This is a genomic window from Streptomyces sp. CA-243310 (assembly GCF_050936775.1).
Taxonomy (GTDB): Bacteria; Actinomycetota; Actinomycetes; order Streptomycetales; family Streptomycetaceae; genus Streptomyces.
Genome location: NZ_JBNJMF010000003.1, coordinates 279,762 through 305,414, shown reverse-complemented (window position 1 = coordinate 305,414; position 25,653 = coordinate 279,762). Strand labels below are relative to the sequence as shown.

General features: G+C 72.4%; 23 protein-coding genes. 7 read left to right on the top strand and 16 right to left on the bottom strand.

Annotated elements, in window-relative coordinates:
* Positions 1-11: 11 nt before the first annotated feature.
* The 3 genes from ACQEVM_RS34615 to ACQEVM_RS34605 form a co-directional block, all read right to left on the bottom strand.
* Positions 12-1,463: a helix-turn-helix transcriptional regulator gene (locus tag ACQEVM_RS34615; protein WP_433086008.1), complete on the bottom strand. Its 1,452-nt coding sequence runs from the start codon at positions 1,461-1,463 to the stop codon at positions 12-14.
* A 578-nt stretch (positions 1,464-2,041) separates the two neighbouring features.
* Positions 2,042-3,754: an aldehyde dehydrogenase family protein gene (locus tag ACQEVM_RS34610; RefSeq protein WP_433086006.1), complete on the bottom strand. Its 1,713-nt coding sequence runs from the start codon at positions 3,752-3,754 to the stop codon at positions 2,042-2,044.
* Positions 3,751-5,307: a GMC family oxidoreductase gene (locus ACQEVM_RS34605; protein ID WP_433086004.1), complete on the bottom strand. Its 1,557-nt coding sequence runs from the start codon at positions 5,305-5,307 to the stop codon at positions 3,751-3,753. The genes ACQEVM_RS34610 and ACQEVM_RS34605 overlap by 4 nt, the downstream gene beginning before the upstream one ends.
* Positions 5,308-5,481: 174 nt before the next feature.
* Between ACQEVM_RS34605 and ACQEVM_RS34600 the strand changes: the two genes are divergently transcribed.
* The gene (locus ACQEVM_RS34600; protein WP_433086002.1) at positions 5,482-6,675 is read left to right on the top strand and encodes a PucR family transcriptional regulator; all 1,194 of its coding nucleotides are present in this window, start codon (positions 5,482-5,484) and stop codon (positions 6,673-6,675) included.
* On the opposite strand, the gene ACQEVM_RS34595 is transcribed toward ACQEVM_RS34600, so the two are convergent.
* The 6 genes from ACQEVM_RS34595 to ACQEVM_RS34570 form a co-directional block, all read right to left on the bottom strand.
* On the bottom strand, positions 6,662-8,074 hold the full coding sequence (locus ACQEVM_RS34595) for an MFS transporter (protein ID WP_433086000.1): 1,413 nt from the start codon (positions 8,072-8,074) through the stop codon (positions 6,662-6,664). The two genes, ACQEVM_RS34600 and ACQEVM_RS34595, sit on opposite strands and share 14 nt — an antisense overlap.
* The gene (locus ACQEVM_RS34590; protein WP_433085998.1) at positions 8,071-9,216 is read right to left on the bottom strand and encodes a hypothetical protein; all 1,146 of its coding nucleotides are present in this window, start codon (positions 9,214-9,216) and stop codon (positions 8,071-8,073) included. Before ACQEVM_RS34590 ends, ACQEVM_RS34595 begins: the two co-directional genes overlap by 4 nt.
* 73 nt (positions 9,217-9,289) lie before the next feature.
* Entirely contained in the window at positions 9,290-9,571 is a 282-nt protein-coding gene (locus ACQEVM_RS34585; RefSeq protein WP_267797705.1) for a hypothetical protein, read from the bottom strand.
* A complete protein-coding gene (locus ACQEVM_RS34580; RefSeq protein ID WP_433085996.1) occupies positions 9,552-10,817 on the bottom strand; it encodes a hypothetical protein in 1,266 nt (421 codons plus the stop codon). The genes ACQEVM_RS34585 and ACQEVM_RS34580 overlap by 20 nt, the downstream gene beginning before the upstream one ends.
* Before the next feature lie 73 nt (positions 10,818-10,890).
* Positions 10,891-11,196, bottom strand: a complete 306-nt coding sequence (locus ACQEVM_RS34575; RefSeq protein ID WP_433085994.1) for a hypothetical protein — start codon at positions 11,194-11,196, stop codon at positions 10,891-10,893.
* Positions 11,197-11,274: 78 nt separating this feature from the next.
* Positions 11,275-11,553, bottom strand: a complete 279-nt coding sequence (locus tag ACQEVM_RS34570) for a hypothetical protein (protein ID WP_433085992.1) — start codon at positions 11,551-11,553, stop codon at positions 11,275-11,277.
* Positions 11,554-11,855: 302 nt separating this feature from the next.
* Here ACQEVM_RS34570 and ACQEVM_RS34565 point away from each other — a divergent pair, with 302 nt between their 5' ends.
* Positions 11,856-12,830 carry a LuxR C-terminal-related transcriptional regulator gene (locus tag ACQEVM_RS34565; RefSeq protein WP_433085990.1) on the top strand — a complete coding sequence of 325 codons (975 nt, stop codon included), beginning with the start codon at positions 11,856-11,858 and terminating at the stop codon, positions 12,828-12,830.
* A gap of 135 nt (positions 12,831-12,965) precedes the next feature.
* Here ACQEVM_RS34565 and ACQEVM_RS34560 read toward each other — a convergent pair whose 3' ends face one another.
* Both ACQEVM_RS34560 and ACQEVM_RS34555 read right to left on the bottom strand, forming a co-directional pair.
* Positions 12,966-13,256, bottom strand: a complete 291-nt coding sequence (locus tag ACQEVM_RS34560; RefSeq protein ID WP_433085988.1) for a hypothetical protein — start codon at positions 13,254-13,256, stop codon at positions 12,966-12,968.
* Complete coding sequence (locus tag ACQEVM_RS34555; protein ID WP_433085986.1) at positions 13,253-13,492, bottom strand: hypothetical protein; 240 nt, start codon at positions 13,490-13,492, stop codon at positions 13,253-13,255. The genes ACQEVM_RS34560 and ACQEVM_RS34555 overlap by 4 nt, the downstream gene beginning before the upstream one ends.
* A gap of 646 nt (positions 13,493-14,138) precedes the next feature.
* Between ACQEVM_RS34555 and ACQEVM_RS34550 the strand changes: the two genes are divergently transcribed.
* Positions 14,139-14,558 carry a hypothetical protein gene (locus ACQEVM_RS34550; protein ID WP_433085984.1) on the top strand — a complete coding sequence of 140 codons (420 nt, stop codon included), beginning with the start codon at positions 14,139-14,141 and terminating at the stop codon, positions 14,556-14,558.
* 49 nt (positions 14,559-14,607) lie between these two features.
* Here the strand turns inward: ACQEVM_RS34550 and rox are convergent, their stop codons facing one another.
* The 3 genes from rox to ACQEVM_RS34535 all read right to left on the bottom strand — a co-directional run bounded on the left by rox (position 14,608) and on the right by ACQEVM_RS34535 (position 17,486).
* Entirely contained in the window at positions 14,608-16,074 is a 1,467-nt protein-coding gene (gene rox / locus ACQEVM_RS34545) for a rifampin monooxygenase (protein WP_433086942.1), read from the bottom strand.
* Positions 16,075-16,691: 617 nt separating this feature from the next.
* Complete coding sequence (locus ACQEVM_RS34540) at positions 16,692-16,895, bottom strand: hypothetical protein (protein ID WP_053677375.1); 204 nt, start codon at positions 16,893-16,895, stop codon at positions 16,692-16,694.
* Between the two features lie 75 nt (positions 16,896-16,970).
* Positions 16,971-17,486 (bottom strand): PaaI family thioesterase, encoded by a 516-nt coding sequence (locus ACQEVM_RS34535; RefSeq protein ID WP_433085982.1) that lies wholly within the window; start codon positions 17,484-17,486, stop codon positions 16,971-16,973.
* A gap of 194 nt (positions 17,487-17,680) precedes the next feature.
* Here ACQEVM_RS34535 and ACQEVM_RS34530 point away from each other — a divergent pair, with 194 nt between their 5' ends.
* Entirely contained in the window at positions 17,681-18,307 is a 627-nt protein-coding gene (locus ACQEVM_RS34530) for a histidine phosphatase family protein (RefSeq protein WP_433085980.1), read from the top strand.
* 13 nt (positions 18,308-18,320) lie between these two features.
* Entirely contained in the window at positions 18,321-19,295 is a 975-nt protein-coding gene (locus ACQEVM_RS34525) for an endonuclease/exonuclease/phosphatase family protein (protein WP_433085978.1), read from the top strand.
* Between the two features lie 76 nt (positions 19,296-19,371).
* Here the strand turns inward: ACQEVM_RS34525 and ACQEVM_RS34520 are convergent, their stop codons facing one another.
* On the bottom strand, positions 19,372-22,653 hold the full coding sequence (locus ACQEVM_RS34520) for an AfsR/SARP family transcriptional regulator (RefSeq protein ID WP_433085976.1): 3,282 nt from the start codon (positions 22,651-22,653) through the stop codon (positions 19,372-19,374).
* A gap of 184 nt (positions 22,654-22,837) precedes the next feature.
* Between ACQEVM_RS34520 and ACQEVM_RS34515 the strand changes: the two genes are divergently transcribed.
* Both ACQEVM_RS34515 and ACQEVM_RS34510 read left to right on the top strand, forming a co-directional pair.
* The gene (locus ACQEVM_RS34515; RefSeq protein WP_433085974.1) at positions 22,838-23,587 is read left to right on the top strand and encodes an SDR family oxidoreductase; all 750 of its coding nucleotides are present in this window, start codon (positions 22,838-22,840) and stop codon (positions 23,585-23,587) included.
* Between the two features lie 136 nt (positions 23,588-23,723).
* Complete coding sequence (locus ACQEVM_RS34510) at positions 23,724-24,347, top strand: NAD(P)H oxidoreductase (RefSeq protein WP_433085972.1); 624 nt, start codon at positions 23,724-23,726, stop codon at positions 24,345-24,347.
* A 114-nt stretch (positions 24,348-24,461) separates the two neighbouring features.
* On the opposite strand, the gene ACQEVM_RS34505 is transcribed toward ACQEVM_RS34510, so the two are convergent.
* Positions 24,462-25,607, bottom strand: a complete 1,146-nt coding sequence (locus ACQEVM_RS34505; protein ID WP_433085970.1) for a serine hydrolase domain-containing protein — start codon at positions 25,605-25,607, stop codon at positions 24,462-24,464.
* Between the last annotated feature and the right edge of the window lie 46 nt (positions 25,608-25,653).

The window sequence follows — 25,653 nt, the reverse complement described above, 5'->3', positions numbered from 1 at the left end:
GTGTCCATCGGTCAGGAGTCCGGTGGTCGGTCGAACTGCGCGACGATCGGGCCGAGTTTGACGCGTGTCGAGATCGAGAGCTTGCGGAAGATGTTGCGCAGGTGGAAGTTCACGGTGTGCGGGGAGAGGTCGAGCTGCTTCGCGACCTGCTGGTTCGTCATGCCGCGGCCGACGAACCGGGCGATCTCGCTCTCCCGCAGGCTCAGCGAGGCGATCGGCCTCGGCTCGGGGGGCGCGGGGTCGGCGGCTCCGGCCCGCGCCACCGCTTCGGCGGTACGGGGTTGGCCGTCGCGGCCGGCGGTCGGGCGGGCGGCCGGTGCGGGGTGGGCCCGTCGCCGGGTACGTGCCGGGGACGCTGCGAGCGACTCCGGGTCGGGGGCCGGCTGCGGGGAGGGGTGGTGGTGGGCCGCGACGACGGGAGGCCGGTCCGCGCCGAAGTCCAGGAGCGAGGTCAGTTCGGGCTTCTCGCCCGCCGCCGCGGCGCGGGCGCTCTGCGCGGCGCTCTCCAGGAGGGTGAACCCGCGGTTGTCGTTCGCCAGCCTTTCGATGGCCCGCAGGCAGCGTTCGGCGAGGGCGGTGTCCCCGGCCCGCCGTGCGACGGCGATCAGCCACGCCGGTCGCGCCGGGTCCTCGATGAGGCTCGCCGAACCGGTGTTGAGCAGGTGCCACTTGGCACGTATCTGCTCGGCGGCCGCGTGTGGCCCCTCCTGTGCGGCGATCAGGGCCGTTTCCGCGAACGCGGCGCGTGCGACGGAGTCGGGCAGGGCGTAGTGGTCGACCTTCGCGTGGAACGACTTCAGGGAAGTCACGGCCCGGTCCCAGTCGCCGCGTGCCAGGTGGGCGGTCGCCGCGACGGAGAGGGCGAGCTTCACGCCGACGGCCGAGTGGTGTTCGTCGCTGACGCGCACGGCGGACGAGGCCGACTCGATCGCCTGCTCGAACCGTCCGGCCTGGAGGTGCAGGACCGAGCGCAGGGCCTCGGGCAGGGACCCGAGCACGTGGAGTCCGGTGGTGTCGATGAGGTTGTCCAGGTCGCGCACGACACGGTGCGCCTGGAGGGAGATGTGGATGTCGCTGAGCTTCTTGGCGAAGAGCAGGCAGGCGTAGACGCGCCACACCGGGGCCACGTCGTGGGAATGTTCGACCGCGGCCCGGTTCAGGGACAGCCCCTGGAGCAGGCTCCCGGAATGCCAGTGCTCGTCCGATTCGACGCACAGGGCGGCCACGGTGAGCGCGTCCGACCCGGAGACGCTCTCATCGGCCGCCTCGGCCAACCATCGCTTCGAGTCCGCGCCGATCACGGACCCCATGAACAGCCGGAGCGCGATCACGTCCCGGTACCCGGGCATCGACCCGTCCAACTCGTCGAGTGTCCGGTCGACGGCGGCCAGCGCGTCGCCGATGTCACCCCGAACGAATGCGATCCGTGCGTCGTCGAGCGTCCGGAGGATATCGATGGGCAATGATCCGGAGCAATAGGAATTGATAAGGTAAAGAATATCGCTCATGGATGTCGGGGCGGCGGATTCTGAATTCGATGAATTCCGTACCTTCCGCTCCGCGCCGCCCTGCGGCCCGTCCATCGTTCCCCCCGGTTGAGCTTCAAGGTCGGACCGGCCCCTTTATCACACGATCCGTTCCTCCTGTCGAAACATCGACCCATTGCCGCATTGCCCGGGCAACCCTAAATCGCGCGGGTGTTCAATTGCTAGACCTACCCACAAGTCACCCGGATCCTCATACGAATTCTCTACGAATGAGAATGGCCAATTTTCGAGCCCGACTTGGTGCTCGTGGTCCCGTTCATTTCGGTTGTAAGAGATTGGCCTGATTCCTTCGGTTTTCTGCCGTTCCTCGCGGGTGAACGCGGGTGAACGCCGGTGGCGGGGCGCGATCGGAGGCGGCCCGCCGCGTCCGGGGCGGCCTCGCGGCGGTGACGCGCACGACACGATCGCCGAACGAAATCGGCCCGGACCACGGCTTCGTGGTCCGGGCCTCGATCGGGCCTGGCGTTCGCTTCCGGGACGCGGGGCGCCCCGGCTCAGCCGCGCAGCGCGGAGGCGAAGATTCCGGGCAGCGCCGACCAGCGGGGCGCGGCGGCGAAGTCGGCGAGCAGCCGGCCGGTGCGCGCGGCGGTCCGGTTGCCGACGAACCACGGGGGCTTCGGGGACAGGGAGGGCTCCCCGTGCAGCAGGGAGCGGGGGGCCGGACGGAACGGGCCGCGCACGACGGTCCGTTCGGGGCCGTCGAGCAGGATCGCGTTGTGCACGACCCCGATGCCGCTCTGCACGTCGGCCACGGTGTGCCCGGGGAAGGCGCCCCACGAGGCGTTCGCCGTCAGGTAGCCGACACCGGTCCAGGCGTTCACCGCGACCGTGCCGTAGCGCAGTTCGGCGAGCGCCTCGTCCAGCGCGGGGCCGAGTTCGGCGAGGGTGTCCGGGTGCGCGATGAGGTTCACACCGAGTGTGCCGGCGAAGTCCTCGTTGGCGGTGCGGACGGCGGTGTCCAGGAACTCCCTTGCGTTGCCTGGCAGTTCGACGACGCCGAGTACGGGGGCGAAGTACTCGGTGGTCAGCAGCGGTCCCGGGGCGCTCGGGTCGACGCCTTCGACGAGGACCCGTTCGTCGAGGATCCGGGCGTCCGGGTAGGCGTCCAGGGCCTGCTTCACCCGATCGTCGCTGCCCGGGTAGTAGGCGGGGCGCGTCGGGGCCTGGGCCAGTGCCGCGCGCAGGTGGGTGAGGAAGCGGTCCTTCTGGGCCCAGTCGGAGCCGATGACCACGACCTGGGACGCCACGCAGTTGTACCCGCCGTTGTGGAGCCGCTGAGTGGCCACGTGCTCGGCCTGGAAGCGCAGGTCCGCCTCGGACCAGGTGCCGGGGAGCACGAGGGTCGGCGAGACGCCTCCGAGTTCGCTGGTGACGGGCTTGGTCAGCAGTGGCGTCCCGTTCCTCTTGCGGTCGGCGCCCTCGGCGCCGGCGCCGAAGACGATCGCGTCGTGCGTGGCGGCGCTGCCGGTCATGTGCACGTGCGCGACGGACGGGTGGTGGACGAGCCGGGTCCCGACGTCGGCGCCGCCCGTCAGGATCCGTACCGCACCCACCTCGATCAGCGGGGCCAGCACCGCGCTGAACACGTCGTACAGGCCGTCGGTGATCGGGTTGAGCTTGAGGGCGACCACCCGGTTGTGGGCGTACAGCTCGTACAGCACGTCCAGCACCGGGATGGAGGTGATGTTGCCGGCGCCGAGGACCACGCCGACCCCCGCCGTCCGCTCGGGCCGGCGCAGGCCGAGCCCGGCCCCCTCGCGCACCCGGGCCGCGGTCACCCCCGGGGGCATCCACACCTCGGCGCTGAACCCGCTCAGCAGCAGCCGGTCGTACATCCCGTGCGGCAGCACCCGTACGGCGACCCGCCCGCCCGGCGCCGTCGCGAGCGAGAACCCGTCGACCGGGCTGCGTCCCCGCGCCAGCGCGCGCACGCTCTCGCCGAGCGCGGCCGTGCCGGTCAGCACCGGGTACGGGCCGGACATCCACTCCTCGCCGAGCAGCGGACTGCCGTCGGGCAGGCGCTTGTAGGCGGCGGCCGCGCGCACCCAGGCCCCGGCCTGCGCGGCGGTGGCGGCCCGCACCCGGTCCAGCAGCCGCCCGCGCCGCGGGAGGTCGCACGCCGCCCAGGCGGCCTCGCCCCGGACGAGTTCGGCCAGGGCCCGGTCGACCCGCGCCTCCTGTTCCGCGGTCGGCGCCGACGTGGTCATCGCACGGTCTCCTTGATGAGGTCGGCCGCCTTCTCCGCGGCCATGATCGTGGGGGCGTTGGTGTTGCCCCGGGGGACCGTCGGGAACACCGACGCGTCGACGACCCGCAGCCCCTCCACCCCCAGGACGCGCAGCTCGGGATCGACCACGGACCCGATGGCGCAGGTCGAGGTCGGGTGGAAGAGCGTCATGCCGGACCTGCGCGCCCAGGCGAGCACATCGGGCGCGGAGTCCGACTCGGGGACGTCGAACTGCCCGGTGATCATGTCGGCCAGCGGGGCCTGCGCCGTGATGTCGAGGGCGATCCGGACCCCGTCGACGATGCAGTCACGGTCCTCGGCCGTCGTCAGGTAGTTGTGCAGGATCCGCGGTGCGGCATCCGGTCGCGGGGAGCGCAGCGTCACCTGGCCGCGGCTGGTCGGGGCGAGCACACAGGGGCCGAGTGCGAACCCGTGTTCGGCGACGGCGCCCAGGCCCTCCTGGTGGAACAGCACCGGCGCCATGTGGAGTTGCGCATCGGGGAGCAGGACGTCCTCGCGGCTGCGGAAGAAGCCGCCGGCCTCGCCGATGTTGGAGGTCAGCGGGCCGCGACCCTCGCCCTGGAGCAGGGCGGCGTTCTCCGGCGTCGCCGCGGTCAGCAGCGACTCGACGTGGGTGCGGAAGTTCAGCAGCGCCATGTAGTGGTCCTGAAGCCCGCGGCCGACGGGGAGGTCCGCGACGACGTCGATGCCGAAGGGCGCCAGTGCGGCGGCCGGGCCGACGCCGGACAGCATCAGCAGCTTCGGGGACTCGTAGACGCCCGCGGAGAGGATCACCTCCCGCTCGGCGCGGACCAGCTCGACGGCGCCGTCGCGCTCCACCTCGACAGCCGTGGCCCGGCCGCTCTCGACCACCACCCGGTGGGCCCGGGTCGCCGGCAGCACCGTGAGGTTGGCCCGGGACAGCGCGGGGTGGAGCCAGGCGACGGCCGTACTGCAACGCATCCCGTCGCGCTGGGTCAACTGGTATGTGCCGACGCCCAGTTGGGTCTCGCCGTTGAAGTCGTCGTTGCGCTTGTGTCCGACCCGTACGGCGGATTCGACGAACGCGGCGGCCAGCGGGTGCCGGGACCGGCCCTCGCTGACCCGCAGGGGTCCTCCCACCCCGTGGAAGGCGTCCTCCCCGCGCTCGTTGTCCTCGGAGCGCCGGAAGTACGGCAGCACCTCGTCGTAGGACCAGCCGGTGGCCCCGGTCGCCGCCCAGCCGTCGTAGTCGGCCGGGTTGCCGCGCATGTAGATCATCGCGTTCATCGAGCTGGACCCCCCGAAGACCCGGCCCCGGGGCAGATAGGCGCGGCGGCCGTCCAGTCCCGGTTCGGGTTCGGTGTCGAGGTCCCAGTCGACCCCACTCTTGAACAGCGTGCCGAAGGCGGCGGGTACGTGGATCTCCTGGGCGGTGTCCGGGCCGCCCGCCTCGATCAACGCCACGCGGACGTCCGGGTTCTCGGAGAGGCGCGCCGCCAGCACGCACCCCGCCGACCCGGCTCCGACGATGACGTAGTCGTAGGTGTTCATCCGCTCTCCTTTGTTCCGCCACGGTTGTGCGACCGCCGCCTTCGAGGAACGGAGGTGCGACACACGCTGTCCGCGATTTCACCTCTCCACGGCGGATCCGGCCATGGGCAGGAGGCCGGAAAAAGCCCCGTTCCCTTGTGCCCACGCACACGCGGCGGCACCTAGACTCGGCGCGTGACAGCAGAGTTGGGATCCGACGAGCGTGTCGCGTCACTGGTCGGCCGGTTGCTGATCGATGTGGATTCGCTCGCCGACGAGCTGACCGTCGAGATCGTGGACGGCGAGGACTCCTATGCCGAGAGCACGGTGCTGGACCGGGACCGGTTGCGCACCGTGGTCCGCGACAACCTCCTGACACTGCTGACGACGTTGCGGGGCGGGCCGAGCACCCTGGAGGCCCCGCGCGCGGCCGGCCGGCTCAAGGCCGAGCAGGGCATCCCGCTGGCCGCGCTGCTGCACGCCTACCGGATGGCCGGACGGTTCATCTGGGAGCGGCTGCTCGTGCTGACCTCGGAAGAGGAGTGCGCGAGCGAACTGCTGCCCAAGGTGTCCGACATCTGGATGGCGATCGACGAGTACTCCAGCGCGGCCGCCGAGGCCTACCGGACCACGGTCGAGGTCCGGGTCCGACGCGACACCGCGGCGCGCCGGGTGATGCTGGCGACCCTGCTCGACGGCCGGGCCGGCACCGGCGCCGGCGCGTGGGAGATCGCCCGGGTCCTGAAACTGGACCGCAAGGGACTGTTCCTCGTGGTGTGCGCCGAGACCCACGACGGCGAGGACTCCCTGCCCGGCATGGGGGACCGACTCCGGGCCGTCGGCATCGGCTCCGAGTGGGTCACCCAGATCGGCGCCGTGGCGGGTCTGATGACGCTCCCGAACGCGCACATGGTCGAGACGGCCGTCGACCGGCTCACGGACAGCGCCCGCTGTCGGCTCGGGGTCAGCCGCCCCTTCAGCGCCCCGATCAACGCTCCCGCGGCGTGGCGCGAGGCCCAACTGGCGGTGCAGTGCCTGCCGCCCGATGCCAACGGGGTCCACCTGTACGGAAGTTCCCCGATCGCGATCCTCGCGGCCGCCTCCCCGGACACCGCGGCGGAGGTGGCCCAGGCCGTACTGGGTCCGCTGCGCGCGTTGCCCGAGGTGGAGCAGACCACGCTTCTGGAGACCCTGCACACCTGGTTCGCCAGCGGCGGTTCCACGGCGACGGCGGCCGAGCGTCTGCACTGCCATCGCAACACGGTCCTGTACCGCCTCAACCGGATCGCCGAACTGACCGGACGGCGCACCACGGACGCCGAGTCGTCCGCGGAGCTGTACGTCGCCCTCCAGGCCGTCCGGCTGGGTTCCGGTCTCAGGATCGCCTGACCTCCCCCGCCTCGTCCCGCGCCGCCGGCGCGGGGTGCAGCGGGGTCGCGCCCAGGGCCTCGCGGTCCTGCGTCCCGAAGGTGGACCAGAGCGCGGCGGTCAGGACGAGGAGGAGTCCGAAGGCGAGGTAGATCGCCTGTCCGCCGAAACGGTCGAAGAGGAAGCCCGTCACCAGGATCGCCGCGGCGCTGACGATCCGGATGACCGCGTCGAGGAGCCCGTTCCAGGTGCCGAGCACCGCGGAGGGCGCGCGCAGCTGGATCAGCAGCCCGGCGGACCGGAGGTAGACGGTGAAGCCGAGCCCGAACAGGATCAGGCCGGCCGCCAGCAGCCACCGCGTCTGGCCGAGGAACGCGGCCGTCAGGGCGCCCGCGCCGGCGAGGGCGGGCGCCCAGCGGAGGCTGGTGTAGATCCCGTCCGGTCCGGCCTTGGCGACGGCGAGGCCGCCGACGATCGCGCCGATGGTCGAGAAGGCCAGGAAGGATCCGGCGCCCGCCGCGGTCATGTGCAGCGTCTCGCGCATCAGGGAGAGCACGGAGAGGATCACCGTGGACAGCGCGAGGACGGTCAGTCCGTGGAAGGTGGTGAACCTCCGCCACGCCCGGCTTGCCGTCAGGGTCCGAGCCACCTCGCGGCGGGAGGGCAGCGGGGCGCGCTCGGCGGGCTCGGCGCGCTCGCCGGCGTCCGGCTCCGCCGCATCGGCCGGCGCGGTCGACCGCACGGGACCCCGCGCCCGGATGACGACGGCGACGAAGGCGGCGAACAAGCCCAGCGCGAGGACCTGGAGGCCCGCGGCGACGAGCAGGGCGCGCGAGCCCGGCATGAGGGCGATGACGAGGCCGGCCACGACCGGGGAGAGCAGTTCGGAGGCCGACCGGACGGTGCCGCCGAGGGCCTGGACCCGGACGAGGGCGCGCGCGTCGAGGATCCTCGGCAGGAGGACGAAGAGGGCCATCTCCCCGACGTGGTGGACGAGGTCCACCGTCGCCGCCGCGACGACGATCGCCCACAGGTGGGAGGAGAGGAACGTCGAGCCGAGTCCGATGAGGACGAAGACACCGATCTTGACGAGGTAGGACACGACCAGGACGGTCTTCGGGTCGCCCCGGTCCAGCAGGGGGCCGGCGGCCACGGAGGCGACGACCTCCACGCCGTACCCGACGAAGTACACCAGGCCGACGGTGCTCACCAGTCCGGACAGGTCCAGCGCCAGGTTGGCGAACGCGATGTCGTAGATGCCCTCGCTCATCGAGCGGGCCAGGACCAGCGCGGCGAAGACCACGAGCAGCAGGGTCAGCCGGGGTGAGGGGGCGGGGAGACCGGCACGCTCCTTCGCCACCGTCTCCCGTTCCGTGGCGGACTGCCCGTTCGCGGCGGATTTCTGGTTCGTGGTGGTCACCGGTACGCCAACTCCCTGACGACGGTCTCCGCGAGGGCGGCACCGGGCGGATCGAAGGTCGGGGGTAAGGCGTCGTCGGGGACGGGGACGAACAGCCGGGGCATCCGCACGGTCGCGTCGTGGACCTCGAACTCGACGCGGTAGTGCAGCGTCCCGCTGCCGCGAGCGCGCATCAGCACGCCCGGCTCGATCGTCAGCACGACGCGCGGGTCGCGGGGGAAGGGGATGACCTGGGTGGCGCCGAAGGTCGGGGAGTCGGCCCGGCGGTCGACGAGTTGCAGTTCCATCTCGGGATTGTCGTACAGGAGCGGCGACAGCTTGAGGGTCAGATGGGGATGGGCGCTGAAATGTCGCGGCCATTGGCCGGGAAGGTCGCAGACCATGGTGTCGGCGAGGCCGTTGCCGACGTTGGCGCCGATCCCGTACGAGTCGTCGCGGATGGACTGGTAGGAGCCGACGCCGGCGCTCACGGTGGCCAGCTGCGACCCCGGCGGTTCGGGCCGGTCGCCGGTGAGGTCCTGGTCGAGGTAGTAGCGGCGCAGCTCGCCGTCGATCTCCGCGGTGGCGACCACCCCTTGTTCCGTGGCGCCGCCCCGCCAACTGCGCGAGACCGCCTTGGAGATCAGGAACTGGGCTGGCACGGGGAGCTCGACCGTGTTGGCGACGGTCCTGGGTCGGCCGGCCCGCATGGCCTCGACGGAGTACGTCGCGTTGTCCTCCAGGGGGTTCCACGGCGAGGAGGAGTCCTCGGGGGCGAGCACCGAGTAGTCGTTGCGGGTGGTGACGCTGCCGAGCCCCTCGAACCAGTGGGCGTAGCCGGGCGGAATGGCCAGGACGCAGGATCCGTCCGCCGGGACGTCGATCTCCAGTTTGCGGTCGTACTCGGGCGAGTCCTCGCGGCAGTCGTACATGTGCACGGTGACGGGTGGGGCGTCGGCCTCGCCGTAGAAGGACAACCGGTCGTACTGCCCGAGGTGCAGGGCGTACTCCTCGTAGGCGAAGTGCGGGCTGTGGACCATGTAGTGGTACGGCCGGTCGTTGCGCGAGGACCTCACGTGCCGCGCACCCGGCAGGCCGGATGCGTGGCCCGTCGTGCGGGTCCTGGTCATGATCAGGTGCGGTTTCGGGAGGGCGACGGGCATGGCCGGCTTCCTTTCTGAACGCCTGCGGAGCGGGCGCACGCGTGGGTGCGCCCGCTCCGTGCGGCCTGCGGGACTACTGGATGGTGGTGACCGAGACGCCCTCCGGCAGGGCGGCCTTGAACTCCTCCACGTCACCGAAGGCACGGGAGGTGATCCGCTCCTCCGTCTCGGGGTCCAGGACCGACGAAGCGATCTTGCCGAGGATGCTGCGGAAGTACTCCGGGGTCTCGAAGTACGGCTCCAGGGCCGAGCGGAGGTTGCCGAGGGCCGCACGCGCCTCCGGGTCCGTGACGTCGTCGAGCATGGCGTCGAGGTCGTTCTTCCAGGCGGTGGTCTCAGCGCTGGTGATGGACATGGGGTACTTCCTTCCGGTGGGTGAGGGAGATCGCCTTCGCCTCCATGCGGGCGAGTGCGTGCAGTGCGGGCCCGGGCAGGTACGGGGCGTCGTCCCGCTCGGGGGTGCTGGGACCGGTCTCGGACGGGTCCGCCGTGGTGGCGTCGCGGCCGAGCCGGTGCCGGGGGCCCCAGGGACTGAGGTCCAGCAGCTCCGTCTCGGCGCGCAGCCAGATGCGGCCGCTGCCGGTCAGCCGGTACCAGGTACCGGGGGGAACGCGGACGCCGATCGTGGGGTCGCCGAGACGGATGACGGAACGTTCGCCGTCCGTGTCGACCACCTCGATCCGCGCGTCCGTGCTGCCCGCCAGCCAGGTGAGGCGCCGGCGGGAGAACCGGTGCCGGACGAACCGGCCTTCCTGGCCGTCGAGTTCCACTTCGAGGACGTCAGAGGTGCAACTGTCCGTCGAGGGGACGACGGTGAAGGACTCGGGTCCGGTCAGGACGAAGTTGTTGCGGCTGACCAGGGGGTGGGCGTCCGCGGGGGCGGCCTCGGCCGCCCGCCAGTCGGGCCTGATCGTGGCGTAGGTCGTCTCGCCGCCGATGGACACCCGGAACCTCGCGGCGTACGCCTCCTGGATCTGGGAGTTGGTCTTCTGCGACATGCGGGACAGCAGCATGTGGGCGGAGACCGGCAGCAGGTGGCGGTTGGTGCGCACCACGGGGGCCCGGTCGGCCGTGCGCAGGAACGACACCAGGTCGTTGTCGGGTTCCCAGTCGGGGTTCCGGTCGGCGTACCAGACGGGTTCGTCGCGGGTGACGACGCCGCCGAGGCCGTCGAGGGTGTGGGCGACACCCTTCGGGATGATCAGGACGCGGTGCGGTGAGACGTCCAGCTCGATGGTGATCTCGTCCCCGAGCTGCGGCGAGTCCTCGCGGCAGTCGATCAGGTGCACGCTGATGCGGCGGCGCTCGCCGAAGAAGGTGAGCCGGTCGTCCTGGCCGACGTGGATGCCGAAGGTGGAGTAGGTGAAGTCCTGCTCGTGCGTGACGTAGTCGGTGATGCCCGGCCCGTTGGAGATGCGGGTCACGCTCACCACCGCGGTGGTGCCGTCGCCGGTACTGACGTTGTTCCGCCGGAGCTGCACCCCGGGGAGCGGGAAGTCCCGGTCGTTGACCTCGTCCGGGACCGGGAAGGTTCCGATGTGACGGCGCCCGGTGGTGCGGTCGAGCGCCGCGGGGGACCCCGCGTCGGCGGTTTCGAGCATGGTCGATTCCTCTCTGTGCCTCGGTCGGTCGTGAGGGCCGGCGGGTGATGGCGGTGGGCCGGGGGCCGTGCTCCTATGCGGGCTCGCGCCGGTCCTCGTCGCCGGCCCCGGTGGTGTGCGGGTCGTCCGAGAGGCGCCAGGTGGTGAGGCGCGGGGTGTGTTCGATGGCCCGCAGGCAGGCCGCGCGAGCGGTGAGCAGGGCCTCGGCCTCGCAGTCGGCGAGGAGGAACATCACCAGGTCGATCCGGCCGGGACCGGCGCGTGTCCAGAGGTGCTCGACCCGGTCCGCCGGGGTGAAGCGGGCCATGAGCAGTTCGTTGAGGGTGGCCGGGGCGGTGTGCGTTCCGGGACCGACCAGCCGCATCGTGATCATGTGCATGTGGCCTCCGGTCGTGCACCCGCGCCGTGGAACCGTGGAGGGACCGTGTCGGCCCCGTGCTCCCCCCGCCGAGGAGCGTCAGCCGGCGTGCCGGGTGGTGCCGCCACCGGTGGCGGGGGTGTTGACGTCGACGGGGGTGGTGCCGCCGCCGAAGGAGGTGCCGCCGTCGAGAGACGTGCCGCCGTCGTCGAGGGGGGTGCCCCATCCGTAGCCGTCGCCGGCCGTCACGTGCCGGACCGGCGCTGGTTCGGCGGCTGCGGTGGCGGCGGTGGTGGTCCCCGCGACAGCGAGCAGGACGACGGAGGTGAGCACCGAGGCGACGATCCGGGACATGACGAACTCCACCCTTCGAGTCATTTGGTTCGCTGCTGTTCCTTCGCTTTCACCCTGTTTTGCGGGGTGTTGCGTTCGATGGCTCAAGACTGTCCGCCGGAGGGCCCGATGTCACCAGGCCGAGGCGGGCCTCAAGGTGCCTGGCACCTTGAGGCCACTTCGGCCGCCGCCCCCGGCGCTCCGCCCGGTCCGCCTTCCGGGCGGGGCGCCCACCCCGCACCCCGGGGCCGGGTGCCGGCCGGTCGTCTCCCCCGGGGCTTGAGGAGTTCCCGGCCATACGGAAGCCTGGGGCGACCCGCCGGAGGTCGCGACCAGGGGAGACCGCCATGCTGCAACTGCTCGGGCTGTCACCACACGCGGAGGCCGTCTACCGGGCGACGCTCCGGCACCCCGATCACGGGGTGGCCGCCCTGCTGGAGGACACCGGCCTGTCCGAGCGCGAGGTACGGGCCGCCCTGGACGAACTGGCGGCGCTGACCCTCCTCAAACCGTCCGACCAGTTCAACGGCCGGCTGCGCCCCGTCAGCCCCGAAGTGGGGCTCGCCGCACTCCTGGCCTCGGCCCAGGCCGAGTTGGCGTCCCACCAGGCCCGGGTCGAGACCACGCGCGCGGAGATCGCCGCCATCGCCGCCGAACACCGCGGGGCCCGCGCGTTCGACGGCGCCACCCGGCTCGAAGGGCTGGACGCGGTCCGGGTCCGACTGGAGGAGTTACAGCGGATCACCGAGTTCGAATGCCTGTCCCTCAACCCGGGCGGCGCGCACCGGCCCGATGCCCGGAACGCCGCCACCCCCCTCAACGAACAGGCGCTGGAACGCGGCGTCGTCATCCGGGCGGTGTGCCGGGACAGCTTCCGCAACGACCCCGACACCCTCGCGTACGCCCGCTGGTTGATCGAGCACGGCGGGCAGATGCGCACCGTACCCACCGTGCCCATCCAGATGATCATCGTTGACCGCAGGGTCGCGATCCTCCCCCTGGAGCCGGCCGAGCCGCGCGCGGGCGCGTTGGAGGTGCACAGTCCCGGTGTCGTGGCCGCCCTGTGCGCGCTGTTCGAGCAGACCTGGGAGGCCGGCTCCCCCGTCGGCGAGCAGACGCCCGCCGACGACAACGGGTGCACCCCGATGGAGCGCACCCTGCTGGGAATGATCGCCGGCGGCGACACCGACGAGGCGGCCGCCCGCAAGCTCGGCATCTCCCTGCGCACGGTCCGCCGCATGATGGCCCACCTCATGGAGCGCCTGGAGGCGGCCAGCCGCTTCCAGGCCGGCGTCAACGCCACGAAGCGGGGCTGGCTGTAGGCCCGGATCCCGGCGGATCCGGCGCGAGGGAGCCCGCGGAGGGCCGGAGAACCGAGCCTCCGCGGCGCGAGAAGCCGGGGAGACCCCGTATCCGCGGCGCGAGGGGCACTGCGGACGGCCCGGGGCGGACCCGCCTCACTCCATCGGCGACGCCGACCAGGCCTCCGGTCCCCCGCCGCGCCATTCCACGAACCCCGGGTCGCAGAGGTCGGCGTCCTGCGCGTCCTCCATGCCCGCGGCGGCCAGGAAGATCGCGATGTCCTCGTACCGGTAGGCGGTGCCCAGGCTCCGCCCGTCGCAGTGCACCCGGCGCCAGCCGCGGCGATCCGGCGGGTGCACGACCAGGCGGGGCGCGGCCGAACCGTCCTCGCCGAACGGCTCGCCCGGATCATCCGACCGATCGTGGCCCTGACAGGAGTCCCTCATGCCGCCGTCACCCATCCGCGCGCTCGCGCCAGCCGGCGGAGTTCCACCCTGCCCGCCCGAGACCGGTTCGGCTCAGCCCAGTGGGCGTGCGCCTCGATCCGGCAGGACAGGACGATCAGACGACGTCGCAGCACGGCCGTACCGGCCCCGGCGGGCTGCCGTGCCAGCTCCCGGTAGGTGCGGAGCCATTGGACCTGGAGTTCCACCAGGTCGTCGGGAAAGGGAGTGCGTGCCATCCCCTAATTCAATCATGTGTTCGATTTCCAGCGCGAACCGTGCACGCCACACCGTGTGCCGCACCCCGCGTGCCGCACACCACGTGCCCGGTGTGGCCGAGGCGCGATGGTGGGCGCGCCGTACATTCCGCCCGACCTCCCGCATGAGGCGTGACACGTTGGCTGCACCTGGTCACATCGCACCCCAGCGCCCGTGCCTTCACCGCACCAGTCGCCCGCTTCCACGGATTCCGCGAGATGCCCCTCCACCTACCGAATCAGCCCGGGAATCACCTCCCGCCGCCGGGCGGCCGTCGGCTCCTTTGCGATGTGCGCAAGGTCGTCGCGGTCGCGGTCCGGATCCGCGAGTCCGGCAGCCGACCATCGAGACGCGGGGTGAGATCACCCGCTGCCCATTGGTCTTCGAATCCGTCCTCCTCATGACACCTCAGACCGTGCCGAGCCTTCTCCTGCGGGGTCTCCCTGCCGGGGTGCGGGCTCACGACACGGATGGGCCAACGGGCCTCTGGCAACACCGTTCGGGCGACTCCTGGCAAGGCTCGCTAAGCCGACCAGTCAGCGGCCGAATCGGTGAATCCGAAGCCACGCCAACCCGCCCTGACCAGCGGGTCGGTCACTCCCACACAGCGGCAGGCAACCTCACGGCATGCGCGCCTCGGCAGGTGTGACATGCCTCGGCAATATGCTGCGCGACACGAGAGCACGTGAACACGGGAGGATCACCATGGCAAGTGCGGCTTTCGCCAAGCTGTTGTTTCTCGAGGCGAAAAGAGTTCAGGACCCGGATGGTGCGGACGAGATCCTCGTCGGCAGAGGTGACGGCGGCAACTTCGAGAAGGTACGAATGCGCGAAGGGGACGTGTTCGAGTTCGACGAGCGGTTCGTGCCCTTCACCAACCAAGCGCCGATCGACATCATTCTGCACGAAGTGAATGAGGCAACCGACCAGGTCAGCTTTATTGGTGGGGCCAAGATTCTGCCCAGCGAGGTGGGCCTCGGAGAACGAAATCAGGCGATCGGCGCACTGTCCTTGTCCCTCTACGAGCTGACGTACAAGGTTCTCTGACGGCTCGCCATCGGCCGCCCGGTCGCGTTCCAGGCGGCCGCCCTGCCGCTCAGCCGGTCGCGGCGCCGAACCATCCGGGCAGGGTGGCAAGCAGGTCACGCTGCTCGTCTCCGACCCATGCCACGTGGCCGTCGGGACGGAGGAGCACGGCGGGCGCGTCGAGTTCCTCGCAGGCGTCGACGACGTGGTCGACCCGGTCCGCCCAGCCCTCGACGGAGAGCCGGCCGGTGCGGTCGAGCAGGAGTCCTCGGCCGTCGCGCATCAGCTCGTAGAGGCGACCGCGCTTCAGGGCGACGTCCCGCATCCGCCGGCCGAGCAGCTCGTGCCCCTCGCCGAGGTCGTAGCGGACGTCGACCGCGGTGATCATCCCGGTCACGTACCGGTTCACCTCCTCGAAGTCCATCAGCTTCGAGAACAGCCTCCGCAGCGCGGTCGCTCCCGGATCGGCCCCCAGCAGGGTCATCTGCGCGCGGGTGTTGTCCAGTACCTCGGCACCCACCGGGTGCCGTTCGGTGTGATAACTGTCCAACAGGCCTTCCGGAGCCCATCCGTTGACCGCGGCGGCCAGCTTCCAGCCCAGGTTGAACGCGTCCTGCACGCCGAGGTTGAGCCCCTGACCGCCGGTCGGCGGGTGGATGTGCGCCGCGTCGCCGGCGAGCAGCACCCGGCCCACCCGGTAACGCTCGGCCTGCCGGGTGGCATCGCCGAAGCGGGAGAGCCAACGCGGCGAGTGCGCCCCGAAGTCGGTGCCCGCGCAGGCAAGCATCCGCTCCTTGAACTCGTCGAGGGTGGGCGCGGTGGCCCGGTCCTCGGCAACCCCCTCGGAGGGCACCAGGACGCGGTACACCCCCCGGTTCCCGTCCACGTCCGCGAGTGCGCCGAACCGCAGTTGCGTCCTGCGGACCTTCTCGACCACGGCGGCGATGGTCGCCGGATCCTCGGTCAGCTCCATGTCCCCCAACAGCGTCTCGACCGTGGTGGGCTCTCCGGGGAAGCCGACGCCGAGCAGCTTGCGCACCGTACTGCGGCCACCGTCGCAGCCGACGACGTAGCGCGAGCGCAGGTGCGTGCCGTCCGCCAGTTCAACGGTCACCCCGGTCTCGTCCTGGCTCAGCCCCACCAGTTCGCAGCCGCGCCGGATCTCGGTACCGAGTTCGAGGGCGCGCTCGTCGAGCAGTCGTTCGGTGACGGGCTGCGGGGTGGCGAGGCCGTAGGGGTGGGCGGTGTCCAACCGGTCCGGCCACGGCTTGACGACTCCGCCGAAGAGCCCGCCCACCTGGAACTTCTCGCTGACCGCGAGGAACCGGTCCAGCAGGCCGCGCTGGTCCATCAGCTCGACGCTGCGCGCGTGCAGGCCACGGCCCCGGGACTGCCCGGTCGGCTCGGTCAGCCTCTCCAACACGACCGCCCGTACGCCGGCCAAGCGCAGCTCGCAGGCCAGCGTCAAGCCGGTCGGTCCGCCGCCGACCACGATCACGTCCACGTCCACGTCCACGTCCACGTCCACGTCCATCATCACCACGCCGCCCGTTCAACGATTCGATGTCGGCCGGTCGCCCCGCACGTTCCGGCGGCGGGGTGTGCCCTCCGCGGGACCCACACGGCGACGGGGCGCGCGGACGCGCACATCCGTGGTGTCCGTGGTGGCTGCGGTGGCTGCGGATTCCGGCTTCGGTCGCAGATTCTGCGGCACGACCGGGGCCTTGCCGCAAGGCCCCCTGTGCGCTATATCTTGAACATGGCAAGGAGTTTCGACTCCTTGCCATTGCTGTTTCCGGGACCGGAGGAAACCACGGTCCACGGCTCCCGGCCCGCAGCCTCAGGACGCGCGGGACGTGGGCGCCGGGCCGGACCGGGTCTCGCGGCTCCGCAGGACCGATGCGAGTACCGCCCTCTGGAACGGGGGCAACGACGGTGCCACGCGGCGGCTCAACTCCGACAACCGGCAAGACGTCTTCTTCTCAGTCATGCGCCGCGCCTACCCCGCGCGGGGCCTCCGACGCCCCGGCGGGTTGGAGCGGGGTCGCCTGCGGGGCCGGTGTGGGGCCCGTGCCCGGACACCGTGAACGCCTCGGCGGTGCACCTCACGTCCGTCGTGAGGTGCACCGCCGAGGCGTTCGTGCGCGGGGCGCGTCAGCGTCTGCGCCCCCATCCCGACCGGCGACCGGTGCCGCCGCCCGTGCGGGCGCTCGAACCGACGCCCCCGAAGTGCAGGGCCAGTACCGCCAGTCCCAGCAGCATGATGTTGACGGATGACAGGACGTCATTCGTGTCGATACCCGCCGCGTTGATGACGAACGCAATGAAGAACAGTACTGCCGCAGCGATGGCCAGCATGGGGACCTCCCTCTCGAACAACCGTGCCGACCGTGTGCCCCGCATCGCCCGGCACACACCGCCCCGTCCGGAAGCTCAGGGGCGCAGGATGGCGCAGGTGGTGGTGCCGTGGGCGTAGAGCTTGCCGTCGTGGGTGCCGATGACGCGGGCCTCGGCGGTGGCGGTGGTGCGGCCCACGTGCAGGGCGGTGCCCTCGCAGCGCAGGGTCGGGGTGTCGGCGAGGACGGGGCGGATCAGGTGGACGCCCAGTTGGACGGTGGCGTAGGTGGTGCCCGCGGGCAGCCGGGTCATCACGGACGAGCCGAGGGCCGAGTCCAGGAGGGTGGCGAGGAAGCCGCCGTGCACGGTGCCCATGTAGTTGAGCAGGTGGTCGCCCGGGTCCCCCTCGAAGGCGACGAAACCCTCGGCGACGTCGGTCAGCCGAAAGCTCATCGTGCTCATGATCGAGGCGTCCGGGAGGGTTCCCTTGAGGGAGGCGCGGAGCATGTCGAGGCCGCTCAGGCCGTGCGGTTCGGAGGCCTCGGGGCCCGGTTGCCCGTCGTGGGTACGGGAAGGGGCCGGGGCGGGGGCGGTCGTCTCGTGCGAGGTCATCGCTCGACCCTAGGGGCACCGGCCCGTGGGGCGGGAGGGACGGATCCGGCATCTTCCGGCGTGATTCAGCCGTCATCCCCGCTCCGGGCCGGTCCGGGATCCCGGCCCGATCCCCGAGCGCGGGGTGGAACCGCGAGGGTGGGGCGGGGCGTCCTCCACACGCCCGGAAGATCATGAACATGAGGACCTCGCCCATGACCGCGACAGCCGCCGCCCGCTACCTCTACCTCGCCCGGCACGGTGAGGCGTCGCCGGACGAGAGCGAGTTGACGGACACCGGCCGCATGCAGGCCGCGTTGCTGGGTGAACGGCTGGCGGGCGCCCCGCTCTCCGTCGTCCATCACGGCCCGCTGCCGAGGGCGGCGCGGACCGCGGCCCTGATCGGCGAGCGGCTCGACGGGGTTCCGGTACGGGAGTCGGACCTCGCCGGGGACTACGTCCCGTACCTGCCGCGGCGCGAGGAACTGCCGGCGGACTCGGCCGACGCGATGTGGGAGCGGTCGGCGGCCTTCCCCGCCGAGGAGCGGGAGGGGGGCCCGGAGCGTGCCCGGGCGGCGCTCGCGCGGTTCGCCCGTCCGGTGGCGGGTGACGAGCCCCGTCACGAGCTGGTCGTCACCCACGCCTTCCTCATCGGCTGGCTCGTACGGGCCGCCCTGGACGCGCCGAAGTGGCGGTGGATGGGCCTGAGCCCCGCCCATGCCGGGCTGACGGTGATCCGGTACGCGCCGGACCGCCCGGCGTCCGTGCTGCTCTACAACGACACGGGGCACCTGCCGGCGCCGGCACGGTGGACGGGCTTCCCCGCCGAACTGCGGATCTGAGGGGCGGCGGACGGTGGACCGCGCGCGCATCGAGGCTTCGCGTCTGATCGGCACGTCACCGGTGCTCACCGGGTCGGCGGTGCTGCTCGCCGCCCTGTTGACGCTGCACGGCCTCGTGCCCGACCTGCCGGGGCGGCCGGGGAGTCTGCTGGAGACGTTCCTGCCGTGGCTCGGGGTGTCGGTCCCGCTGCTGGTGGGGGCTGCGGTGCTGCGCCGGTCGGCCGTCGCCTCGTTCGCGGCGCTGCTGCCGGTCGCGGCCTGGCTCGCGCTGTTCGGCGCTCTGCCGCTGCCCGGCACGGACGGCAAGGGCGCCGCGCCCGGTGCGGGTGACGGTCGTGCCCTCGTGGTCGTGCAGCACAACGTCGCCGACGACAACCCGGATCCGGCGGGCACGGCGAGAACGCTGGCCGCGGCGGGCGCGGACCTGATCGCCATGGAGGAGCTGACACCGGCCGCGCTGCCCTCCTACCGGGCCGTCCTGGCCTCCGGGTATCCGCACCACACCGTCCGCGGCACGGTCGGCCTCTGGTCGAGGTACCCGCTGGTGGACGCGCGGCCCGTGGACATCAGGCCCGCGGGGGTGGGGCCGGACTGGAACCGCGGACTGCGGGCGACGGCCAGGACCCCGCAGGGGGACGTCGCCGTGTACGTGGCCCACCTGCCGTCCCTGCGGATCGGCGCGCACGGCTTCGGTTCGGCGCGGCGGGACGAGAGCGCGGTGCGACTCGGCGCGGCGGTCGCGGCCGAGCCGTCGCGGCGGGTGCTCCTGCTCGGGGACCTGAACGGCACGGTCGACGACCGGGGGCTGGCCCCGCTCACCTCCCGGCTGACGGCGCCGGGTTCGGGTTTCGCGTTCAGTTGGCCCGAGCGCTTCCCGCTGGCCCGGATCGACCAGGTCCTGGCCCGGTCGGCGACCGTCACCCGGGTCTGGTCGCTGCCCCGGACCGGCAGCGACCACCTGCCCGTCGCCGCGCGCGTCACGCTGTGACCCCGGCGGCCGGACAGCGCGACACCCCTGCGCCCCCGCCGCCGCGAAGCCCCTGGCACCGACACGCCGGGCCAGGTCAGAACTCCCGGGCCACGTCCCCCGGCGGGAGCGCCGCGCCGCGGGCGAAGGCCGCCTCGAAGGCGGCCGGGCCCAGGGCGGAGCGGGTCGCGGCGGTGGTCCGGTCGACGTCGGCGCGTTCGGCGGGCGGCAGCGGCGCCCCGGCGGAGCGGCGGGCGGCGTCGGCGGCGCCGAGCAGGGCGGCCGAGGCGGCGGGGTCCGCGCCGGCCCGGGCCGCGGCGAGGCCCTCGTAGGCCAGGGCGAGGGCGCGCGGGTCTCCGGTGGTGCGGGCCATGGCGAGGCCCTCCCGCTGGAGGGCGAGCGCGGCCGGGGCGTCCCCGCGCAGTCCGGCGATGTGGCCCAACTCGGCCAGGACGAGCGCGTTGGCGCCGTCGAGGCCCACGGAGGTGTGCCAGTCCAGGACACGGCGCATGCACCGCTCGGCCTCGGCAAGGTCGCCGGTGCGGCGGGCGCCGAGGCCCAGCCCCAGGACCGCGTTGATCTCGCCGGCCTGGAAGCCCTGTTCGGCGGCGAGTCGCCGGGAGCGTTCGTGGAGGTCCCGGGCGGTTTCCGGGTCGCCGGTCAGCAGGGCGCTGCGGCCGAGTCCGGAAAGCAGGTCGGCGGCCTGGGTGGTGAGGCCGAGGGCTTCGGCGGTCTCCAGCCCCTCGCGGCGCAACCGGGTGGCCTCGGGGTAGTCGCCGTGGATCTCGGCGAGGGAGGCCAGGGGGTAGACCGTCCAGAGGCGGGCGGCTCCGTCGCCGAGTTCCTGGAAGAGTGCCGCGCTGCGGGTGGCGTCGCGGGCCGTTCCTTCGAGGTCGCCCTTGAGGAGCAGTTGGGAGGCGCGGTCGGCCATGGCGGCCGCCGTCCCCCAGGTGTCATCGAGGCCGGTGAACCCGGTGAGGGCCGCTTCGGTGAGTTCCTGCCCGCCGGTCAGGTCACCGGTTCCGCAGAGGGCGTGGGCGAGGAACCAGCGGGCCCGGGACTCCTCGTACGGTCCGGGGCGGGTCTCGGTGTACGTGTCCAGGGCCTCGCGGATGCGGCGGGTACGGGACGCCCCCTCCCCCGCCATGACGGCGAACCCGGTGCGCAGGACCCCGACGTGGGCGCGCCGTTCGGGCGCCGCCTCGCCCGGGGCGGCGAGCGCCGCCTCCAGGGAACGGCGTCCCTCGCCGAGACGGCCGCGCAGGATCCAGTACCAGGACAGGGCGGTGACCAGCCGCAGCGCGTCGTCGGCGGACCCGGCGGCGAGGGCGTGGGCGAGCGCGGCGCGCAGGTTGGCGGTCTCCGTGTCGAGGCGTTCCATCCAGGTCCGCTGGGCGGCGGCCCGCAGGTGGGGGTCGGCCTGTTCGGCGAGGGCCAGGTGGTGGGCGAGGTGACGGGCGCGTGCGGGACCCGTCTCGGCCGCCTCCTCCAGGCGTTCGACGCAGTACGCGGCCACTGACTCCAGCAGCCGGTAGCGGGGTCCCGCGGGGCCGGGGGCGAGGGCGACCAGGGAGCGGTCGACGAGGCGTGCGAGGAGGTCCAGTACGTCGGAGGGGTCGAGGTCCCCGTCCGCGCAGACCTCCTCGGCGGCTTCCAGGGTGCAGCCCTCGGCGTGGACGGCGAGGCGGCGCAGGACGGCCCTTTCGGGGTCGGTGAGCAGTTCCCAGCTCCAGTCGATGACGGCGCGCAGGGTCTGCTGGCGGGCGGGTGCGCCGCGGCGGCCGGAGCTGAGGAGCCGGAAGCGGTCGTCGAGGCGCTCCAGGAGCCGGCGGACGCCGAGGGCGCGGACGCGGGTCGCGGCGAGTTCGAGGGCCAGCGGGATGCCGTCGAGACGACGGCAGACGGCCTCGACCGCCCCGGCGCTGTCGGCGTCGAGGACGAACCCGGGGGCGGTCGCGGCGGCGCGTGCCGTGAACAGCTCGATGGCCGCATGGAGTTCGAGGGTCGGCACCGTCCACAGGGTCTCGCCTGCGAGGGCGAGGGGTTCCTGGCTGGTCGTCAGGATGCGCAGGCCGGGCGCGCCGCGCAGCAGGAGCTCGACGAGGGCGGCCACCTCGTCGACGACGTGTTCGCAGTTGTCGAGTACGAGGAGCAGCTCGCGGTCGCGCAGGGTCGCGGCGAGGCGGCGGCCGGGCGTGAGGGCCTGTTGCGCGGTGGGCGGCACGCCCCACACCACGTCGTCGCGGATGCCGAGGGCGGCAGCGACCGTGTCGGCGATGGTGTCGGCGGCCTCGCCCTGCCGCACGCCCGCCAGTTCGACGAGCCAGACGCCGTCGCGGAAGGCGTGGCCGAGCCCGCCGGCGGTCTCGATGGCGAGGCGGGTCTTGCCGACGCCCCCGGGGCCGGTGAGCGTGACCAGGCGGCGGGTGGCGGCGAGTTCGCGGACGGCCGCGACGGCCCGGTCGCGGCCGACGAGCGGGGAGAGGGAGGCGGGGAGGTTGGTGTGCGGGCCGGCGGAGCCCCGGGGCGGCGGCGCGTCCGGGCCGGTCGCGGTGGCGCCCGGGACACGGGCGCCGGGGATACGGGCGGCCGGGACGGCGGTGGTGGTCGCGGCCGGCGGGGGTGCCGCCGCCAGGGCGGGATCCTGGTTCAGGATCGCCCGCTGGAGGGCGACGAGGGTGGGGCTGGGGTCGAGGCCGAGGTCGTCCGCGAGGCGGGCGCGCAACTCCTCGTAGCCGGCGAGGGCCTCGCTCTGCCGGCCGGACCGGTAGAGGGCGCGCAGTTGGACGGCGCGCAGGCGCTCGCGCAACGGGTGTCGCGCGACGAGTTCGGCGAGTTCCCCTACGAGGAGCGCGTGTTCGCCGACGTCGAGGCGGGCTTCGGCCTGTTCCTCCAGGACGACGAGGCGTTCCTCCTCCAGGCGGTGGGCGGCGGCCCGGGTGAAGGGTTCCTGTTCGAAGTCCGCGAAGGCGGGGCCGCGCCAGACGGCGAGGGCGTCCGCGAACAGGGAGGCGCGTACGGCGGGTTCGGTACTCGCGCGGGCCCGGCCGGCGAGGGTGGCGAACGCGGCGGTGTCCAGACCGGCCTCGGGGGGTGTCAGTACGTAGCCGGGCGCCTGGGAGCGCACGAGGTCACGGGCGCCGGGCTGGGCCTCGTCGAGGGCGCGCCGCAGTTGGGAGACCTTCGCCTGGAGGGCACGGGTGGGGTTGCCGGGCGGTTCGTCGCCCCACAGGTCGTCGATCAGGCGGTGGGTGGCCACGGGCCGGCCGGCGTCGACGAGGAGGGACGCGAGGAGGGTCCGCACCTTCAGTTCGGGAACCCGGACGGGAGTTCCGTCGGCCGTCCACACGCCCAGCTGCCCCAGTACCCCGAATCGCATGGCGTCACCGTAACCCCCGGTCCGAACGGGGCCATAACAGAACCCGAGCCAAACCCGAGTCGCTCGAACACATCCTGAATCACGTCGAAGCCGCGAGGGCGGCGAGGACGACGGTGTGCGAACGCGATGAACGATGCGATGACGACGCCATGACGTTGCGATGACTACGACGAGGGAGCCCGCCATGGGAAAGCTTGACGGAAAGACTGCACTGGTGACCGGTTCGAGCCGCGGTATCGGCCGGAGCATCGCCCTGGCGCTGGCCGCGGAGGGGGCCAGGGTCGCCGTGCACTACGCGGGGAACGAGGCCGCCGCGAAGGAGACGGTGAACTCGATCGAGGCGTCGGGCGGGCAGGCGTTCGCGATCCGCGCGGAGCTGGGTCTGCCGGGTGACGCCGATGCCCTGTGGGCGGCCTTCGACGAGCACGCCGATGGCGTGGACATTCTGGTGAACAACGCGGGGATCGCGGGCCCGGGTCTGATCCACGAGGTCTCCGAGGCCGACTACGACCAGGTCTTCGCCATCAACGCCAAAGCCCCCTTCTTCATCATCCAAAAGGGCCTGGAGCGCCTCCGCGACGGCGGCCGCATCATCAACATCTCCTCCGGCGTCACCAAGGTCGCCTTCCCCGGCATGACCTCCTACGCCGCCAGCAAGGGCGCCATCGAGGTCCTCACCCTCACCCTCGCCCAGACCCTCGGCAGCCGCCAGATCACCGTCAACGCCGTCTCCCCCGGCACCATCGAAACCGACATCCACCCCTGGATGGCCATCCCCGAAGCCAAGGCACAGGCCGCCGCCTTCTCCGTCTTCAACCGCGTCGGACAACCCGACGACGTCGCCGACGTCGTCTCCTTCCTCGCCACCGACGACGCCCGCTGGATCACCGGCCAGAACATCGACGTCAGCGGCGGATCCGGCCTCGGCATCTGAGCCACGGGCCCGGTCGGCGCGACCCCCGCGCCCCGACCGGGCCCCGGGCCCTCGCCCCCTCCGCCTTCCTCCCGCCCCGCTTTCCGCCCTGTCAGCCGTTCGTTCGTCACCCGTTCCGCGCATTGGAGGCCGTCCCGTGTCCCGGACCCTGCTCGTTCTGGCCCATCCCCGAGGCGATTCCCTGTCCGCCCAGGTCGCCGCGCGCACCCGCCGCCGGTTGGAGGCTGCCGGCGGCTCCGTGGACCTCCTGGACCTGTACGCGGAGGGCTTCGACCCGCGGCTGACGCCGGTCGACGAACCCGACTGGCAGGATCGGGAGAAGCGGTACTCCCCCGAGGTGCACGAGCACATGCGGCGCATCGAGGCCGCCGACACGGTGCTGGTGGTCTTCCCGGTGTGGTGGTTCGCGCCGCCGGCCATCGTGAAGGGCTGGATCGACCGGGTGTGGAACTACGGGTTCGCCTACGGCCGCAGCAAGCCCCGCCTGGCGGGGAAGCGCATGCTGTGGCTGGCGCTGGCCGGGCACTCGGCCGAGTACTACGAGCGGACCCGGCTCGGAGAGGCGCTCGAGCTGCAGCTGGGGCTCGGGGTGTCGGAGTTCTGCGGCATCGGGGAAGCGGCCGTGCGGCTCCTCTACGGCACGGAGTTCTCGGGCATCCCGGAGGAGCTGCGCGACGCCCGCGCCCGGGAGGTCTTCGCGGAGGCGGACAGGGTACTGACCGCCTTCGGCGTGGAAGCCGAGGCGGCGGTACCCGCCTGAGGGGCTGCGGCGGGGCTCGACGCGACGGGGCTTCACGCGGCGGGCCTCATCCGGCCGGGCGATGAGACGGGGTTCGAGTCACCGACGCTCGAAGCCGCCCAGGGGGATCACGTCCTACGGTTGCTTCGCCCGGCCGGCGCCGAAGACCTCCGCGATCAGCCTTTGCGTCGCCTGGTGGAACGGTGTCGCCATGGACAGTGCGGCGTCGTCGACGTAGTTCAGCGCGGCGGTCAGGGTCCTGCTGCCGTCGGGCGTGCTGTACATCAGCGCCGCGTGGCCCGCCATGCCGCCGTTGTGGGTGATGACCGTGCCGCCGCCTTCGCCCGTCTCCTGGACGAACACCCCCAGGCCGTAGCCGACCTTGGGATGCGGCGCGCACATCTCGGCCAGCAGTGGGGCCGGCAGGAGCTTGCCCCCCACGAGTGCGGAGATGAAGGTGTGCAGGTCCCGGGTGGTCGAGATCATGTCTCCGCCGGTGGAGATCCAGGACGGGTTCTGGCGGGTGACGTCGACCGTCTCCTCCCGACCGGCGTCCTCGTAGCGGTAGTAGGCGTGGGGGTGCGGCTCGGGGATCTCCGGGTCGGTGTCCGGCACCACGGTCCCCGACAGTCCGAGCGGCTCCAGGATCAGGCGGCGCATCTCCTCGGCGAGCGAGCGGCCGGTGACCTTCTCGATCAGCAGCCTGGCCAGCACGTAGTTGGTGTTGGCGTAGCTCCAGTCCGTGCCCGGCTCGAAGCGCGCCGGTTTTGACAGGGCCAGCCGTACCAGCTCTTCCGGACGGTAGGTCTTGAACCGGTTGTCCACCCACACCCGGCCCGCCGGCGTGGCGGGGATCCCTGGTACGAACGTCCCGTCGTCGTGGTACTCGCCGGTGAAGTTGAAGACCCCGCTGGTGTGTTGCAGCAGCATCCGCACCGTGATCCGTCGGTCCAGTCCGAACTCGGGCAGGTACTCGTCCGCCGGGGTGTCCAGGTCGATCCTGCCCTCGGCCACCAGTTGCAGCACCAGGGTCGCGGTGAAGGTCTTGGTGTTGCTGCCGATCCGGACGTGCCCGTCCGTCGGCGGCTTCGCGCTCTCGCCGCGCCTGCCCACCCCGGCGCTGCCGACCCACCCGCCCCGCTCATCGTGCACGCGCATCGTCACGCCGGTGAATCCGGACTCGACCATCTCCTCCATGATCCGGCGCAACTCGGTTCGTTCCGGCGGGACTTGGTGGTCGAGGTGATCGCGGTGGTCCTGGTCGGCGGGGGTGAGGGACATGGTGGTGTGCTCCTTGTGGACCGTCTGGATTACGGAAGGGAGGGCG